At 41.3% G+C, this 16,998-nt stretch carries 17 protein-coding genes and 1 tRNA gene; 11 read left to right on the plus strand and 7 right to left on the minus strand.

Features of this window, described 5'->3' with window-relative positions; all coding sequences use genetic code 11:
- Positions 1-30 precede the first annotated feature (30 nt).
- From rrtA to L3J70_00240, 6 genes are all read right to left on the minus strand, one after another.
- Complete coding sequence (rrtA, locus tag L3J70_00215; protein ID MCF6234798.1) at positions 31-624, minus strand: rhombosortase; 594 nt, start codon at positions 622-624, stop codon at positions 31-33.
- Complete coding sequence (glnD, locus tag L3J70_00220) at positions 618-3,251, minus strand: [protein-PII] uridylyltransferase (GenBank protein ID MCF6234799.1); 2,634 nt, start codon at positions 3,249-3,251, stop codon at positions 618-620. The genes rrtA and glnD overlap by 7 nt, the downstream gene beginning before the upstream one ends.
- Before the next feature lie 13 nt (positions 3,252-3,264).
- Entirely contained in the window at positions 3,265-4,032 is a 768-nt protein-coding gene (map, locus tag L3J70_00225) for a type I methionyl aminopeptidase (protein MCF6234800.1), read from the minus strand.
- 43 nt (positions 4,033-4,075) lie between these two features.
- The gene (locus L3J70_00230; GenBank protein MCF6234801.1) at positions 4,076-5,212 is read right to left on the minus strand and encodes a flagellar basal body P-ring protein FlgI; all 1,137 of its coding nucleotides are present in this window, start codon (positions 5,210-5,212) and stop codon (positions 4,076-4,078) included.
- 84 nt (positions 5,213-5,296) lie between these two features.
- The gene (locus L3J70_00235) at positions 5,297-6,199 is read right to left on the minus strand and encodes a pentapeptide repeat-containing protein (GenBank protein MCF6234802.1); all 903 of its coding nucleotides are present in this window, start codon (positions 6,197-6,199) and stop codon (positions 5,297-5,299) included.
- A gap of 40 nt (positions 6,200-6,239) precedes the next feature.
- Positions 6,240-6,704 (minus strand): Rsd/AlgQ family anti-sigma factor, encoded by a 465-nt coding sequence (locus L3J70_00240; GenBank protein ID MCF6234803.1) that lies wholly within the window; start codon positions 6,702-6,704, stop codon positions 6,240-6,242.
- Between the two features lie 148 nt (positions 6,705-6,852).
- Here L3J70_00240 and L3J70_00245 point away from each other — a divergent pair.
- Together L3J70_00245 and L3J70_00250 are read left to right on the plus strand one after the other, a co-directional pair.
- Positions 6,853-6,928: transfer RNA gene (locus L3J70_00245), tRNA-Asn, on the plus strand.
- A 19-nt stretch (positions 6,929-6,947) separates the two neighbouring features.
- Entirely contained in the window at positions 6,948-7,508 is a 561-nt protein-coding gene (locus tag L3J70_00250; protein MCF6234804.1) for a Smr/MutS family protein, read from the plus strand.
- Here L3J70_00250 and L3J70_00255 read toward each other — a convergent pair.
- Entirely contained in the window at positions 7,505-7,984 is a 480-nt protein-coding gene (locus L3J70_00255; protein ID MCF6234805.1) for a DUF615 domain-containing protein, read from the minus strand. The genes L3J70_00250 and L3J70_00255 overlap by 4 nt on opposite strands.
- A gap of 74 nt (positions 7,985-8,058) precedes the next feature.
- Between L3J70_00255 and L3J70_00260 the strand changes: the two genes are divergently transcribed.
- The 9 genes from L3J70_00260 to L3J70_00300 are packed head-to-tail and all read left to right on the plus strand — an operon-like array spanning position 8,059 to position 16,972.
- Entirely contained in the window at positions 8,059-8,400 is a 342-nt protein-coding gene (locus L3J70_00260; protein MCF6234806.1) for an STAS domain-containing protein, read from the plus strand.
- Positions 8,401-8,438: 38 nt separating this feature from the next.
- Complete coding sequence (locus tag L3J70_00265) at positions 8,439-8,801, plus strand: response regulator (protein ID MCF6234807.1); 363 nt, start codon at positions 8,439-8,441, stop codon at positions 8,799-8,801.
- Positions 8,801-10,840 carry a chemotaxis protein CheA gene (locus L3J70_00270; protein MCF6234808.1) on the plus strand — a complete coding sequence of 680 codons (2,040 nt, stop codon included), beginning with the start codon at positions 8,801-8,803 and terminating at the stop codon, positions 10,838-10,840. The genes L3J70_00265 and L3J70_00270 overlap by 1 nt, the downstream gene beginning before the upstream one ends.
- Positions 10,841-10,870: 30 nt before the next feature.
- Positions 10,871-11,392, plus strand: coding sequence for a chemotaxis protein CheW (locus L3J70_00275; protein MCF6234809.1), 522 nt, complete (start codon positions 10,871-10,873; stop codon positions 11,390-11,392).
- A 3-nt stretch (positions 11,393-11,395) separates the two neighbouring features.
- A complete protein-coding gene (locus tag L3J70_00280; protein ID MCF6234810.1) occupies positions 11,396-12,151 on the plus strand; it encodes a ParA family protein in 756 nt (251 codons plus the stop codon).
- 10 nt (positions 12,152-12,161) lie between these two features.
- Positions 12,162-14,381: a methyl-accepting chemotaxis protein gene (locus tag L3J70_00285; protein ID MCF6234811.1), complete on the plus strand. Its 2,220-nt coding sequence runs from the start codon at positions 12,162-12,164 to the stop codon at positions 14,379-14,381.
- A gap of 30 nt (positions 14,382-14,411) precedes the next feature.
- Positions 14,412-15,248, plus strand: a complete 837-nt coding sequence (locus tag L3J70_00290) for a protein-glutamate O-methyltransferase CheR (protein ID MCF6234812.1) — start codon at positions 14,412-14,414, stop codon at positions 15,246-15,248.
- Entirely contained in the window at positions 15,248-15,877 is a 630-nt protein-coding gene (gene cheD, locus L3J70_00295; GenBank protein ID MCF6234813.1) for a chemoreceptor glutamine deamidase CheD, read from the plus strand. The genes L3J70_00290 and cheD overlap by 1 nt, the downstream gene beginning before the upstream one ends.
- Positions 15,878-15,898: 21 nt before the next feature.
- Complete coding sequence (locus L3J70_00300; GenBank protein MCF6234814.1) at positions 15,899-16,972, plus strand: chemotaxis response regulator protein-glutamate methylesterase; 1,074 nt, start codon at positions 15,899-15,901, stop codon at positions 16,970-16,972.
- The last annotated feature ends 26 nt before the right edge of the window (positions 16,973-16,998 follow it).

Consider the following 16,998-nt stretch of genomic DNA (forward strand, 5'->3'; position numbering starts at 1 on the left):
TCAACTATTGGAATGTTTTACAAGTATAAGTTATTTCGCTCTTGTTTTTAAAATAAAAATTCCAGCAATCAATCCTGCGACCGCACCATACAAATGAGAATTAACAATAACGCGTCCCCCCGCAAATGATTCAGAGCCAGGAAGTGGGCCGTACCATTGCTCCCAGAAAAGTTTGGCAATAATTGCGATGAGTAATAGATACTCTAATTTATAACCCTGAGCAAGGTTAGCAAAAATACCTGCAATAAAAAGCCCATGTAACATACCGGACAGCCCGACATACCAGCCGGTCATCGGTGAAAACAGCAGGATACCGATAGTAACAAACAGTGAGCTTACCAGTGCAATTACAGCCCATGTGAGTGTGCTTAATGCTTTGCCGAATAACATCCAGATGAGTATTAAACTTGCTAGGTTCATCAGTAAATGAGACCACCCTAAATGAGCCAAATTTCCGGTTATAAGTCGCCATAGTTCACCCGATAAAATAGCTTCACGGTCATAACGCATGGGTATAATTAATGTGTCTCCTGCAATTCCAATACATAACGCGGGTAGAATCAGAATTAATGGAATGGCGTGTTGTTTGCAGAACTGAATGACTTTTTGGAGCTTGTTCAACAACTGTCTTTACCTAAATATTTGCAGAGTGTTTCGCGTAATTGGTCGAATTGATATTGGTGATTGAGTGGCTGGTTATTTGAATCGGTAATGTAAAACAGATCTTCTACATGTGAGCCAAAAGTCGCAATCTTGGCATTTTTCAAACGAGTCTGGCAAGCGAGTAAAGCCTGTCCGACTTTAGAAAGCAAGCCCGGCTGGTCTGTGCAGTGCACTTCCAGAATCGTGCGCTGGTTTTTTTCATCTTGTGAAAACAGAATATCAACTTTTCCTATGAACAATTTTTGATGACGTGTCCAGTTTTTATCATCATTCAGTAAATCAAGATTGGGTGGAGAGATATGTTGATGAAGCAGGTCAATAATTTTTTGTTCACGAGCTTTATCATGGATGGCTTCACCACTGCTCTCTAAAACGATATAACTATCGAGGGTGTAGCCATCGTCGGTGGTCATAATGCGTGCATCGGCAATAGAGAGACAGAGCCGGTCTAACAGCTTGGTGGTGACTGTGAAAATACCATCTTGATCTTTTGCGTAGACAAAAATAGCAGTACCCCCTTGTTTAACATCTTTTCTGACTAAAATAAGAGGTAACTCTTTTTGTGTCAGTTTTGATACCGCAATTGTATGCCATGCAATTTCATCGGCAGTATGAGAAATAAAATAGTCATTTCCCCAATTGCTCCAAAGCTTTTCTGTTGTTGATGAGTCAGGTGTGAATTTTTCAAGAATTTCCAGAGTTTTAGATTGAATGCTGTCTATGTGAGCAGCTTGGTTGATCTGCTTTTTCAAACCTTGTTGTAATTTATCACGTGTTGATTCATAAAGCCGACTGAGCAAAGCATTTTTCCAATCCGTGTAGAGGGCGGGATTAGTGCCGCGTATGTCTGCAACGGTGAGTAAATAGAGGTAATCCAGATGAGTTTGGTCGCTGATACGGATTGCAAATTGATGGATGACATAAGGGTCATTAATGTCTTTGCGGTGTACGATGGATGACATGAGTAAATGGTTGCGTACCAGCCAAGCTACCAGTCGGCTATCATATTCGCTTAACTGGTGGTGCATACAAAACTCAAATGCATCTTTTTCACCCAGTTCGGCATGATTTCCGCCACGCCCTTTAGCGATATCGTGAAACAGTCCTGCAAGATAAAGCAGCTCTAGCTTTGGCAAGGTTTGGTGAATTTCACTGCACCTTGGGTATTCTTTGAAAAACTCAGGCACGGCAAAGCGGCGTAAATTTCTCACAACCATTAAGATGTGTTCATCAACAGTATATATATGAAACAGGTCAAACTGCATTAAGCCCACGAGTTTCTTGAAAGCGGGAATATATGCGGCAAGAATACCGTAGCGATTCATTCTGCGAAGTTGTGCCACAATGCCGGTGGGTTGCCGTAATATTTCCATGAAAATAGTATGGCAGCGAGAGTCGTGACGAAATTTTTCATCAATCAGGTAGCAGTGATCACGTAACAGGCGAATAGTTTGTGCGCGAATACCTTTGATATCAGGATTTTGCTGGAGCAGTAAAAAAATTTCAAGTAAAGCGAAATGGTAGTTCTGGAAGACTTGATCATTCGTGACTTCAATGTAGTGATTTCTGATTTGAAAGCGTCTGTTTATAGGGGTTATTTCTACAGCTTCTTTTTTATGAATAATCGCTTCCTGAAATAGTTGCAGTAGCATCTCATTCAAACGGCTCACTTCAGTAATTGAGGAGTAGTAGTCTTTCATGAACAGTTCAACAGCAAGATGATTGCCATCATCTTGATAGCCAAATTGCTTCGCCAACTCTTGCTGGAGGTCAAAACGCAGTTGCTCTTCTCTACGTTTTGAGATTATGTGCAAGCCAAAACGAACTTTCCACAGGAAGTTCTGACATGACATTAATGTGTTATATTCTGACTCAGAAAGAAAATGGTGATTGACTAGGCTATGGAGTGTGTTGGCATGGAAATGGCGTTTAGCCACCCAGCCGATCATCTGAATATCACGTAACCCGCCAGGGCCGCCTTTTACGTTAGGCTCCAGATTGTAAAAAGCAACATTATAACGTTGATAACGATTGATTTGTTCTTGCCATTTTGCTTCAAAAAATTGATCACTGGGCCAGATTTTTTCAGGGCTTGTTTGATTTTCCAGTTGATGAAGTAGTGATTTTTGGCCTTCAAGAAGCCGTGATTCCATCAGGTTTGTTGCGACCGTAATATCTTTTTTTGCCTCTGATACACATTCAGAAAGTGAGCGAACACTTTGTCCAACTTCCAGTCCAATATCCCATAAAAAAGTCAGGAACTGTTCAATCTGTGTTTGATGGTCAGAGTGATTTTCTGTTTCAAGTAAAATGAGCAGGTCAATATCAGAAGCGGGGTGAAGTTCTGCGCGGCCATATCCACCCACAGCAATAAGAGCAATATCAGTTTTTTCAGGAAAAAAATTGAGCCATATTTTTCTGAGTATTTTGTCAATGACAGCGGCACGTTGGTGCACTAAATCTGCAACAATTTTGCCATTATAAAAATCTTGCCGAATACTTTCCTGAGCTGATTTTAAAATATCTCGGTATTGTTTTATCGAAATATCGGCTTGTGTCAGTATATTATCTAGTGAGTGGTTGAGCATAAGATTTTCGGTACTACAACTCTTCGCCAGCACGTAAAGTCAGTACTTCACAGCCTGTGTCTGTTATGAGCAAAGTGTGCTCCCATTGCGCGGAAAGGCTGCGATCTTTAGTCACGACAGTCCATTGATCAGGCAAAACTTTTACATGCCGTTTACCTGCATTGATCATGGGTTCAATGGTAAATGTTGTCCCAGCTTCCAGTGTCAGGCTTGTTTTGGGTCTTCCGTAATGTAATACCTGTGGTTCTTCATGGAATTTTTTACCAATACCATGGCCGCAATACTCTTGAACCACTGAAAAGTTATGCTTTTCTGCATGTTGTTGAATAATATGGCCGATGTCACCGAGTTGTACGCCAGGTTTTACAATTGAAATTGCTTTATACAGACATTCACGGCTTATATCAGATAAACGTTGAGCCAAGATTAAGGGTTTTCCAACAAAGAACATCATGCTTGTATCTCCATGATAACCATTTTTAATCACAGTAATGTCAATATTAATCATATCACCATTTTTGAGAGTTTTGTTCCCTGGAATACCGTGACAAACTTGGTGATTAACTGATGTACAAATCGACTTTGGAAAGCCTAAATAGTTGAGTGGGGCAGGGGTCGATTTTTGCTCATTAACCATGTAATCATGACAAATGGTATTTAATTCATCGGTCGTAATTCCTGGTTTTATGTAGGGAGCGATCATTTCCAGAACCTCTGCGGCAAGCCGACCTGCAACCCGCATTTTTTTAATCTCTTCCGCTGTTTTAATTACAACACTCATTTTTAAAATACTCAGATTATGGCGTTGCTGAGTATACTTGAATTTATATCACAATCAATTCAGCTCTGAGTGCGCCTGCTTCTTTTAATGCTTCTAAAATAGCGACTAAATCTCCCGGAGCCGCGCCGACCTGATTGACAGCACGCACAATTTCACTTAAGGAAACGCCTGGGTTAAAGAGGAACATTTTGTTGTCACCCTGGTTTATATTGATATCAGATTCAGGGGTTGTGACTGTCGTGCCTCCACCAAAAGGTGCGCCAGGCTGGCTGGTTTGAGGTGATTCAGTAATCGTAACGGTTAAACTTCCATGGCTGACCGCAGCGGATAAAACACGCACATGCCGACCGATCACGACAGTACCTGTTCTTGAGTTAATGATCACTTTGGCTGCTTTTTCACCAGGTTCAAATGTCAGGTTTTCCAGCATGGATATATAGCTGACACGTTGACCGCGATCACTGGGAGCGCTGACTCTAATTGATGTGCCATCTATAGGTTGTGCAATGCCGTTTCCAATTGCGGTATTAATTGTGTCAGCAAGTCGCTTGGCTGTGGTGAAGTCAGGCGTGTGTAAATTAATCATTATTGAGTCCTCATCGCCCAAAGTTGTAGGCGCAGACTTTTCTACGGTTGCGCCATTGGGGATTCGCCCAACACTCGGGACGTTAACGGTGACCTTTGACCCATCATTACCGGCAATACCAAAGCCACCTACGATTAAGTTACCTTGTGCGAGCGCATAAACCTGGCCATTTGCACCTTTAAGTGGGCTCATGAGTAAACTGCCACCGCGTAAACTTTTAGCATTACCCAGTGAAGAAACGGTAATATCTATTTTTTGACCCGTTTTGGCAAAAGGGGGGAGGTCGGCATGAATTGTGACAGCGGCTACATTTTTAGGTTGTGGATTTGTGTTCGGGGGCAGAGTAATACCAAACTGTGTCAACATACTTTTCAGGCTCTGTACTGTAAAAGGAACCTGACTGGTTTGGTCACCCGTCCCATCAAGCCCAACCACCAAACCATAACCCACCAGTTGATTGCTTCGAACGCCATGAATACTGGCCAGGTCCTTGATGCGCTCAGCATAAGCCGTGCTGTATGACGATAATATTAATAAAATAAGTAGACCAATGAAGCGTTTATTTTTCCCTGTTTTTTTATTTTTTCTATCCATAAATCACATTTGAAATCATTAGTTTAATGAGTTGTAATGATAGGTATCGGCGGCTCATGCTAGATTTGGAGGGTTTTTATATATTCAGGGCGTTTTGATAAGACACTGGCCAATAGAGCCTGCAAGACAAGTGTGACCATCTATCCAGATGGTATGGCTTAAATTGGCTTTATTTAGATTGGCACCCGTCAGTATTGCACTTTTCAGGTTGCTGTATGAAAGATCCGCCTCTTGAAGGTCACTGTTTCTCAGGTTTGCTCCGTGTAACTGGCTTCCGATAAGCTTTGAATTACGAAGTATTGAACCACTAAGATTCGCTGATTTTAGTGTTGCATAACTCAAGTTACTGTTTGATAACTGACTCTCCTGTAAATTGGCATTTGAGAGGTTGATATTAGATAAATTACTGTTACTAAGGTCTGAGTGTTGTAGGTTTGCACCCGATTTTTGGCAATAATTCCAGTTAATACCAGGCTCTGGTGGCGCATTGCAATTTATCATTGCAACATCCTGAGAGGAGGGGGTGTAAAACAGTTGCATCATAATGAGTCCTGCGACCAAAAGCAGTGATATGACTGTAACCCGCTGGATAGAAATTGAGTGGAATATTAGTTTGGATCTACTTTGGTAGTGTGTTCGATAATCCAGAGCAGAGCTTGTCTCTTCAATACGCCTATCTTGTTTTGCTCTATTTGCATAGGCTGATTTTTTTTCAGGGTTTTCATTTTTTCGGCGATCTTTTTGTATGCGTTCATCAGTCCAGCGCTGGGTGGCCGCTATCCGTTCTGGCTGATCATCCGGAAATGATTCCGGTTGCAATATTTTAATATCAAGAGCTGGGAGCCACTCTTTACGATCTGAGCTGAGTTTATCATTTTTATGAATACGGCCAAGAAGAATATGCCGAGAAATCAGACCCGCAGGAAATGGGCCACTGATCTGATTGTCGCGTTTTAGGTACCAAAGTTGTGCATGTTTTACAGTCATGCTTATTAGTTTTAACCTAGAAAATCGAATAACTCTGGGGTTAAAACATTGCCTGAATAATTTGATCTTCCATTTCGATACGATCAGTCATCCGCACGCCTAAATCTGATAAATCTTTCTCAAGTGTTGTCAGGTCATTAGCCTGACCTTCATATTTATCATTAAACGCTAATATATTCTGGGTAATAGCAACAATACGTGGGTAAAAGTGATTGGCAATATCCAGAATGGATTGGCGGCGTTCACTTTTTTCATCTATATATTTGTATAAACGAAAGTGTGTGTCGGCTGTATAGTCAATGAGTGACTGACAAAAAAGTTCAAGTAATTTGGATGATTTTTCAATATTTGAAAATGGGTGCATTGACGCGAGGTCACTATAAAGTGACAACATTTTTGTTCGTTCTCTGACCATATCATTGATAAGGTGTCGAGAGTGGTCGCGGCGGTCTACTGTTTTATTTTGAGATGACATTGTTTTCACTATACTTGTTAGTTGATCCATGTGTGTAAAACTTCCCTGAAGCTGATATAAAACGATATGTCGTCAGCCTTGTCAACAAGATTTAATCGTTGCGAATATTTTTTACTTTATCTGTTGACTCGTTTGCAGTGCCTCAGTATTATACGCACTCTTTCGCAAAAAGCATTATTCCCCAGTAGCTCAGTTGGTAGAGCAGGTGACTGTTAATCACCTTGTCCGTGGTTCGAGTCCGCGCTGGGGAGCCACTTTTCTCAGTTCGGCCTTATGGCAAAATCAAAAAATTCCAGCGACCCGAATTCGGATCTATTTCATAAAGAGATGGCTGGTGTGAAGCGTCTTGATTACGAAAAGAAAGCTTCGGTCTTTATCTCCTCTTCTAGAAACTCAGGTTTTCATCCTCAAAAACTCAATTCAAAAGAAATTTCCGATACAATTTCTGATATTTTCGAATCTGAAAGTATTGAGGTTGGCGATGAGTTGTTCTTTTTCCGCCCAGGTGTACAACGTCGTTTGATGCGAAAATTAAAGCGCGGCCAGTTGGATGTGGGTGCTGAGCTGGACTTGCATGGAATGACAGCGCAAGAAGCAAAACAATCATTACTTGAACTATTGTATGAGTGTAAACAGCGGCATATTCGTTGTATCAGAGTTGTGCATGGCAAAGGGAAAAGCAGTAACAATCGGTATCCTGTTCTTAAAAACAAAATCAATCATTGGCTGCCTCAGATGGATGATGTGCTGGCATTCAGTTCAGCGCGACCAGAAGATGGCGGAGTGGGTGCCGTTTATGTATTACTTAAGTCAGCTCCTAATGACCTTTCCTAAAGCACTTCATCTCGTAAATATTTAAATAGTTTACGAGCGGCTGCGGGTGGTTTTTCCTGCTGCTGCTCTTTTATTGCATTGCGTGTGAGTTGGCGAATATATTGCCTATCACTGTCTGGGTAAGTTTCAAGCAACTCACTGAGTGCTTCGTTTCCTTCATTGATTAAACGATCCCTCCATCGTTCCAGTTTATGAAGCTGGGCTTTATCTCCAGCTTCACGTTTTTGCATGGTATCAATGAGCTTTTTTATGGGCTCTGGGTCGATATGCCTCATTAATTTTCCAATGTATTGCAAGTGACGTTTTTGAGCCCCCCTTTGACGAATACTCTGCATTTCAATAATTGCATCATTCAGTGTGTCTGGCAAATTGAACCGAACCAACTCCTCCTTGTTGAATTCTGTGAGTATTCTTCCGAGTGCGTGAAGCTGGTCGGCTTCACGCTTGAGCTGAGTTTTGCTTTTAGGTTCAATCATGGGTGCGTTATTAAAATATGTTTTTAAGTTCAGGTGATGATAGCCGATAACGGTTGCATGGAATAGCTTTGGTCATGATTAATCAAAGAGGAAATGTTGTGTCAAGGAAAGGCAAGAAAAAAGATCAAAACAAATCATCAGAAGAGATACTGTCGTGTGGTGCTTCTTTAACAATCGCAGGTGTTGAATCACTCTATCAGCAATTACAAATATTGATAGAGGGGGAGGCAGCCGTTGTGATTGAAGCACATGAGGTTGAGTCAGTTGATACTGCAGCACTTCAGTTGCTTGGAGCATTTATACACGAAGCGGGTTCTCATGAAATTACAGTGCGATGGCAAGAGCCCAGTGCCGTATTGCTCAATTCAGCACGTCGCCTGGACATGGATCATTTGTTAATGCTTGAAGCAGTATAACTATTTAACCAGAATTTTTGTAAAGGAGTGATCAAAAGATGGCAACAATACTCGCAGTAGATGATTCCGCATCAATGCGGCAGATGGTGAGCTTTACACTGAAAAGTGCAGGCTACAATGTCGTAGAGGCAGTGGATGGTGTGGATGCGCTTGCAAAAGCTAAAACTATGAAAGCGAATATTGTGATCACTGATGTCAATATGCCAAACATGGATGGCATTGCACTGATTGCAGAGTTAAGAAAATTGCCTGATTACAAATTTATACCGATATTGATGTTAACGACGGAATCAGGAACATCTAAAAAACAAGAAGGAAAATCTGCCGGAGCAACGGGATGGATTGTAAAACCATTCAATCCAGATCAACTTTTATCAACGGTTAAGCGGGTAGCTGGCTAATGTCTATTGATCTCGAACAGTTTCATCAAACTTTCTTTGAGGAGAGCTTTGAAGGGTTGGATGAGATGGAAAAAGAGCTGCTTGATCTTGATATGGGGAGTGCTGACTCTGAAAGCATCAACACCATTTTCAGAGCTGCACACTCTATAAAAGGTGGCAGTGCAACGTTTGGTTTTACTGATGTCGCAGAATTTACTCATCGAATGGAAACACTGCTTGATGAGATGCGTGATGGCCGCCGTGAAGTGACTCAGGAGGCGGTTAATTTACTGTTGAGTTCTGTCGATTGTTTACGTGATTTGTTAGGAGCACAGCGAGAACACAACGAGCCTGATAAAGAAAATGTGATCACGCTACAACAACAGCTTGATGACATGCTAAAAGTTGGCTCAACACCTCCCGCTGAAAGTTCTCATGCTGCAGCCTCTGAAACAAGAAAAAAAGAGGTTGAGGAGATAAAAGAGACTGAGTGGCTGATTCAATTTCATCCGCACCCTCACATGCTCAGAACAGGTAATGAGCCGCTCCGCATGTTTAATGAGTTAGCACTTTTAGGTGATTTAATCGTCAAGGCTGACCATTCAAAATTACCCGCATTTTGTGATATCGCTTTTGATGAATGTTATCTCTCTTGGGAACTGACTCTAAAAGGGAGTGTTAAGCATGAGCAAATTACTGAAATATTTGAATGGGTTGATGATGATTGTGATTTAAGTATTGAGCCTGTTTCAGAGGTAGAGCAGCACAGCCAAAAGCCAGTTAAAGGCAACGGTGAAACAGAAAAAGTACCTCAGACAGAAAATAAACCAGTTGAGCAAAAGGGTAAAACAGAGCGCCGAAAATCATCGTTAAGTGAAGCCAGCTCAATACGAGTGGGTATTGATAAGGTTGATGAGTTGGTGAACCTTGTGGGCGAACTGGTCATTACTCAATCAATGCTTAGTCAGACAAATGAGGATGATTCAGGAAATCAGGATAAATTACGCGATGGTTTGGCGCAATTAGAACGTAACACACGTGAGCTTCAAGAGAGTGTGATGCGTATTCGAATGCTTCCCATCAGCTTTGCTTTTAACCGCTTTCCACGAATGGTTCATGATTTGACTCAGAAACTGGGTAAAAAAGTAGAGTTAAAAATGTCTGGCGAGCAAACCGAGCTAGATAAAACAGTGATGGAAAAAATTGGTGACCCTTTAGTTCACCTTGTGCGTAACTCGCTTGATCATGGTATCGAAATACCTGAAATTCGCTTGAAAAATGGTAAGCCAGAGATTGGAGTGTTACACCTTAATGCCTATCATCAGGGTGGTAGTATCGTTATTGAAATTAGTGATGATGGCGCAGGGCTAAATGCTGCGCGAATTTCATCCAAAGCGAAGAGCCAAGGGTTAATTGATGAAAATGAAGTACTGACAAAAGAAAAAATACATGAGCTAATTTTTAATCCAGGATTCTCAACGGCGGAAACATTAAGTGATGTCTCCGGTCGAGGTGTTGGAATGGATGTTGTAAAGAGAAATATCAAGGGTTTAGGTGGGTCTATTGATGTTGATTCTGAAGAAGGAAAAGGATCAACTTTTACGATACGTTTGCCATTAACGTTAGCGATACTGGATGGGCAACTTATTCGTGTGGGTAATGAAACCTATATTATTCCTCTGATATCAATTGAAGAGACTTTCCAAGTGAGTTATGAACTCATAAATACTATTGCGAATGGTACAGAGCTTTACCGGTTGCGTGATGAATACATTCCGATTGTTCGTTTGCATGATATTTTCAACCTTCAGCCAGAACATACTGAGTTGACTGATGGCTTATTGGCTGTTGTTGAAAGTGATGGTTGCAAGGTTGGGTTGTTTATTGATGACCTTCTAGGGCAACAGCAAGTTGTTATTAAGGGTCTGGAAACAAATTTTCGACGTGTTGACGGCGTTTCAGGGGCGACCATTCTTGGTGATGGTACTGTGTCACTGATATTGGATGTAGGCGGCTTGATCGAATTTGCAAGAAAGCGCCAAACAAAAGCGGTTGCATAAAATATTTGAGATGCGACAAGGAGTGGGTGAATGAGTACAGCAGCAGAAACATTGGAAGTTGGAGTTGATCATATTATTAATAATGAAGATACCAGTCAATATTTGACATTCATTTTGGGCGGAGAGGAATACGGTATTGATATTCTACGTGTTCAGGAGATAAAAGGCTGGGATTTAGTAACAACCATCCCCAATACACCTGAATATATAAAAGGCGTGATTAATCTGCGTGGAACCATTGTTCCCATCATTGATTTACGCGAAAAATTTGCATTAGGAAATAAAAAATATGGTCCAACGACCGTTGTCATTGTACTTAAAGTTGAAAGTGAAGGATGTGATCGTATTGTTGGAGTTGTCGTGGATGCGGTTTCGGATGTCTATAGCATCAGGGGAAGTGACCTGAAACCTGCACCTGATTTTGGTGGCACGATCAGTACTGAGTTCTTACGTGGCTTGGCGACGGTTGAGGATAAGATGGTCATCTTGCTGAATATTGATGAGCTTCTCAATGTGGGTGTATTGAATGCCATTGATACTGAGGTCAATTGATTCATGAAGCTTATTGCTGTGATGAATCAAAAAGGGGGCGTGGGCAAAACAACGACATCACTCAATTTGGGTCATGCCTTGAGTTTAATGGGTCATAAAGTGACGCTTTTAGATCTTGATCCCCAGGCTCATTTAAGCGCAAGTTTTGGTTTGGATTATAGTCAATATAGTGGAATGGATGAGCTCATGATGGGTGGCATGTCACTCTCTGCTGTACAGATTAAAATGCGTGAAAATCTCTACCTAGTTCCTGCCGGAAAACGCTTAGGTGAATTAGAGACGATGACTGAAGGGGGTGCTGCTCGAGGCGGATTACTTCGTGATGCATTAAAAAATTCATTTTTTGATGATGAAATAGTCTTGATTGACTGCCCACCATCGGCAGGGCTATTGGGAATGAATGTATTGTTTGCGACACAGTCTCTGTTGATTCCAGTTTCGAGTGACTATCTTGGTCTGCACGCTCTAGGGCGCTTTATGAGTATTCTTCAACATATTGAAAAGACATTAAAACATAAGTTCCATCATTGGCTTTTGGTGACACGCTTTCATGCACGGCGACGCTTGGCAAAAGAGGTGCGTGAAAAATTGTATACCTATTTTCCTGGTCATGTTTTAACAACGGAAGTTCGTGAAACCGTTGCACTTGCAGAAAGCCCTAGTTTTGGAAAAACAATATTTGAGTACAGGAAAAAAAGTCACGGAGCGGAAGACTATTATGCTGTGGCTAATGAGTTATATCAAAAAATGAGCGCTTGAGTATAAAAAAATGGCCGATAAAAAACAGTCAAAACTAGGCTTTGATCCACTGGCATGGATGAAAGAAGAATCTGAAGATCATACGGATGACCAAAAGAGTCTTAATGAGTCACAACCCGATAAAAAATCTAAAAATAAAAAACCCCAAAATAAACAGCCTGGAAAAGTAAAAAAGATTAAAGAAGAGAAGTCTCAACAAGGAGTTGATCCACTGCTGAGTAATGAAAAAACATTAAACCCAACGGACAATCAAGGCAAGGAGAAGCGTAAAATGGTGAGCGTCAGTCAATCCAAGGAAGGAAAAACACAAGAAAAGAGAATTAAAAGTGATGAGCAAACTATTTTAATGGCGATGCTCAATAACTCTAAAACAGCTTTTATGCGGGTGGATAGTCATCGAGTCATTACCTATGCTAATAAAGCATCAATAAAAATTTTGAGTGAATATGAAGATGTATTGCAACAGCATTACCCTGACTTTAAAGCAGATTATATTGTAGGTTCATGCATTGATGGATTTCATAAAGATCCAGAGCGTGTTGCCCGTATTTTAGCGGACCCTCGAATGATGCCGCATGAGGCAGATATTAAGGTCGGCAATATTATATTTCATCTCTCTGTGGATGCTTTGTACGATGATTCTGGTAATTTTGAAGGCAACTCGTTGCAATGGGAAAATGTAACTGAAAAGCGCCAGCATGAAAAGACAATTCTGGATTATACCGGTAAAATTGAAGCCATAAGTAAGTCTCAGGCCGTGATTGAGTTTAATATGGACGGTACAATTTTGACGGCGAATGATAACTTTTTGAATACAGTTGGTTACACTCTGGATGAAATTAAAGGCAAGCATCATCGTCTGTTTGTTGATGAGGACCAGAAGAATAGTCAGGAATATAAGCAGTTTTGGGAAAAGTTGAATCGTGGTGAGTATGATGTGGGCGATTACAAGCGCATAGGGAACAATGGTAAAAAAATCTGGATTCAAGCGACATATAACCCAATTCTTGATGAGAAAGGATCGCCTTATAAGGTTGTTAAGTATGCCACTGATATTACCAAGCAGATGGACGCTTTAAGTAATATTGAAAATTTGGTGGCCGATGCGGTTGCTGGACGTTTGAATAATCGTATTGATACAGCCCATTATGATGGGTTTATAGAAAAACTTTGCAGTGGTATTAATCAATTGATGGATACGGTTGTTGCACCTGTCAATGAAGCGAATCGAGTGATGCAGGCTTTATCATCGGGTGATCTGACACAGACAGTGGATGGCAGCTTTGAAGGTGACTTTGATAAATTAGGGGTTGCAATTAATGGTTCAGTTGAAACCTTGCAAGGCATGGTCATGCAAATTCGAGAAGCTGCGGATACGATTAATACCGCTGCCTCAGAAATTTCACACGGCAATATTGATTTAAGCCAACGCACAGAAGAGCAAGCCTCTTCACTGCAACAGACCGCATCAAGCATGGAAGAGTTGACCAGCACGGTTAAACAAAATGCCAGCAATGCCCGTCAGGCGAATCAGTTAGCCAGTGGTGCGCGTGATCAAGCAGAAAAAGGTGGTAGTGTTGTTACGAAAGCCGTAGAAGCGATGTTTGAGATTAATAGTAGCAGCAAAAAAATTGCTGATATTATTGGTGTGATTGATGAAATTGCTTTTCAGACCAACCTGCTGGCACTGAATGCCGCAGTTGAAGCGGCGCGCGCAGGTGAGCAAGGTCGTGGATTCGCTGTTGTTGCAACAGAGGTTCGTAACTTGGCGCAGCGCAGTGCCGGTGCAGCTAAAGAGATAAAATCACTGATTAAAGACAGTGTCGAAAAAGTTGAAGGTGGTACACAGTTAGTTGATGAATCAGGGAAAACACTGGCACAGATTGTGAAGTCAGTAAAACAGGTCAGCGATATTGTTGCTGAGATTGCCGCTGCGAGCCAAGAGCAATCTGCAGGTATTGAAGAAGTCAATAAAGCAATTACTCAAATGGATGAGGTCACGCAACAGAATGCAGCACTTGTGGAGGAGGCTGCGGCGGCCAGTGAATCAATGGATGAGCAGTCACGTGAGTTAGTTAAAATTATGGACTTTTTTACTTTATCCTCAGAAAGTAACCATGAACCTCAAACACCTGTTCTTACACCGAGCCTGCATCAAAAAGCTGTACCATCCAATAAAAAAGTTGCAATTGCCGCTGATAGTAACGATGACGAATGGGAAGAATTTTAAAAAATAGAACCAAATTACGGAATCAGATGAATGAGTAAAGACAGAGAATTTAACTTTACCACACGGGACTTTAATGATATCCGTGAACTGGTGAGTCACAATACTGGCATCGTACTTTCGGATGCAAAACAGGATATGGTGTATAGCCGTCTGGCCAAGCGGTTGCGCAAGTTGGGATTGAAAGACTTTAAGGATTATTGTGCGCTGATTAAATCTGAAAATAGTGAGGAAATTTCTCACTTTGTTAATGCTGTAACGACCAATCTCACTTCATTTTTCAGAGAAAATCACCACTTTGAATACCTTAAATCGACCCTGCTTCCTGAGCTGCTTTCAAATCAGGCAGGGCAAAAGCAGTTGCGCATCTGGTCATCGGGTTGCTCGACAGGTGAAGAGCCTTATTCAATTTCAATGGCGTTGAAAGAGGCACTGGTATCACACCCCGAATATGATGCAAAACTATTAGCGACGGATCTTGATACTAATGTTCTGGACACCGCATGCCAAGGTATTTATAACGAAGACCGTGTTAACGGTATTTCCAAAGAACGCTTAAAGCGTTGGTTTTTGAAAGGCAAGGAGAGCAGTGTAGATAAAGTAAAAGTCTCTTCTGAACTTCAGGATATGATTACCTTTCGCCAGTTGAACTTGATGAATAAGTGGCCTATGCGTGGGTTATTTGACATCATTTTTTGTAGAAATGTGGTGATCTATTTCGATAAGCCGACTCAACGCCTTCTTTTTGATCGCTATGCAGATATTTTAGCACCTGGTGGTCATCTTTTTATCGGTCACTCAGAAACACTCTATAAAATTACAGATCGCTTTGAGCTGATTGGAAGTACAATTTATCGGAAGGTTCGTTAATGCGACATCCTGATGGCAAGCTTCCCCCTGAGCCGTTACCAGAATTTGAGCATATTAATCAATATTGGGATAAAGGCCACAGTACATTCGCAGCAAAAATACTGCCAGGTGAATATTATGTGACGGTTGAAAATGAAGTAATTGTCACTGTGCTTGGCTCTTGTATTTCAGCATGTATTCGTGACCCTGTATTTGGTGTGGGAGGTATGAATCATTTTATGTTGCCTGAAGGTGATCAGGAGATGATTGCTCAAGGGGCGACTGCGGCGACACGTTATGGCAATCACGCGATGGAGCAATTAATTAATGATATTTTAAAACACGGTGGCAGTCGAAAAAACCTGGAAGTCAAAATTTTTGGAGGAGGTAAAGTACTGGCTCAGATGACGGATGTGGGTGATAAAAATATTCGATTTATAACAGAGTACATTGCAACTGAAGGACTTAAATTAGTCGCTTCTGATGTTGGTAATATCTACCCAAGAAAGGTCTACTATTTTCCTTTAAGCGGAAAAGTACGCATGAAAAAATTGCGTTCAATACATAATAATACTGTGATTGAGCGAGAAGTGAGTTATCAGAAGAATATTACTTGTCAGCCTGTCGCGGGTGAGGTCGAGTTATTTTAATGGAATAGTAAGGAGTGCTTGATGAAAAAAATTAAAGTGTTAATTGTTGATGATTCTGCACTGATTCGTAATCTTTTGACTGAAATTTTAAAAAGTGACACCGAAATTGAAGTGGTGGGGACTGCAGCAGACCCTTATATTGCTCGAGATAAAATTAAAAAATTGAGCCCAGATGTTTTAACACTGGATATTGAGATGCCACGCATGGATGGCATTCAATTTCTAGAAAATTTGATGCGTTTGCGGCCTATGCCGGTGGTGATGGTTTCAACATTGACTGAAAAAGGTGCCGATGTCACTTTTAAGGCGTTGGAGCTAGGTGCTGTTGATTTTGTAACCAAACCAACCGTTGATGTCTCAAATCAACTCTCATTATATTCAGATGAGCTAATTGAAAAAGTAAAAGCTGCAGCAGTTGCGCGTATTCAGCCAGCACAACGTGCACCTGTCTCACAAAAATCCCCATCTAATACAGTACAAAATAACAGCGTTTCTATTTCAACAAAAGTGGTGGATCGAATGATCGCGATTGGTGCATCTACGGGGGGCACTGAAGCAATTAAAGAGGTATTGATGAGGCTACCGGCCGATACACCTCCCGTTGTGATTACACAGCATATTCCAGAAGCGTTCAGTGCGCCTTTTGCTCATCGTATGAACACAATGTCAGAGATGGAGGTTTGTGAAGCAAAAGAGGGTCAGAAGATTTTACATGGGCATGTTTATATTGCACCTGGAGATCGTCATTTATTGGTTGTTCCTGAGGGTGATGGTTATGTTTGCCAATTAAGTGATGAACCACGTGTTAATCGTCATCGGCCTGCTGTAGATGTTATGTTTCGATCAGTTGCTCAAAATGTCAATGCTCATACGGTTGGAGTGATTCTTACGGGAATGGGAACTGATGGCGCGATCGGTATGAAAGAGTTGCATGAAGCGGGAGCATTTACAGTGGCACAGGATGAAGAAACGAGTGTTGTTTGGGGAATGCCAGGTGCGTCGGTTAAACTCGGCGGAGTGGATAAAGTATTGCCACTCAATCATGTTGCAACAGAGGTTTTAAAGCGTATTAACGCCCCTTGCCTTGCTGATTAGGGTCTAAATTTTCCTTAAGATTGCAT

This window comes from Gammaproteobacteria bacterium, assembly GCA_021648145.1.
Lineage (GTDB): Bacteria > Pseudomonadota > Gammaproteobacteria > JAADGQ01 > JAADGQ01 > S141-38.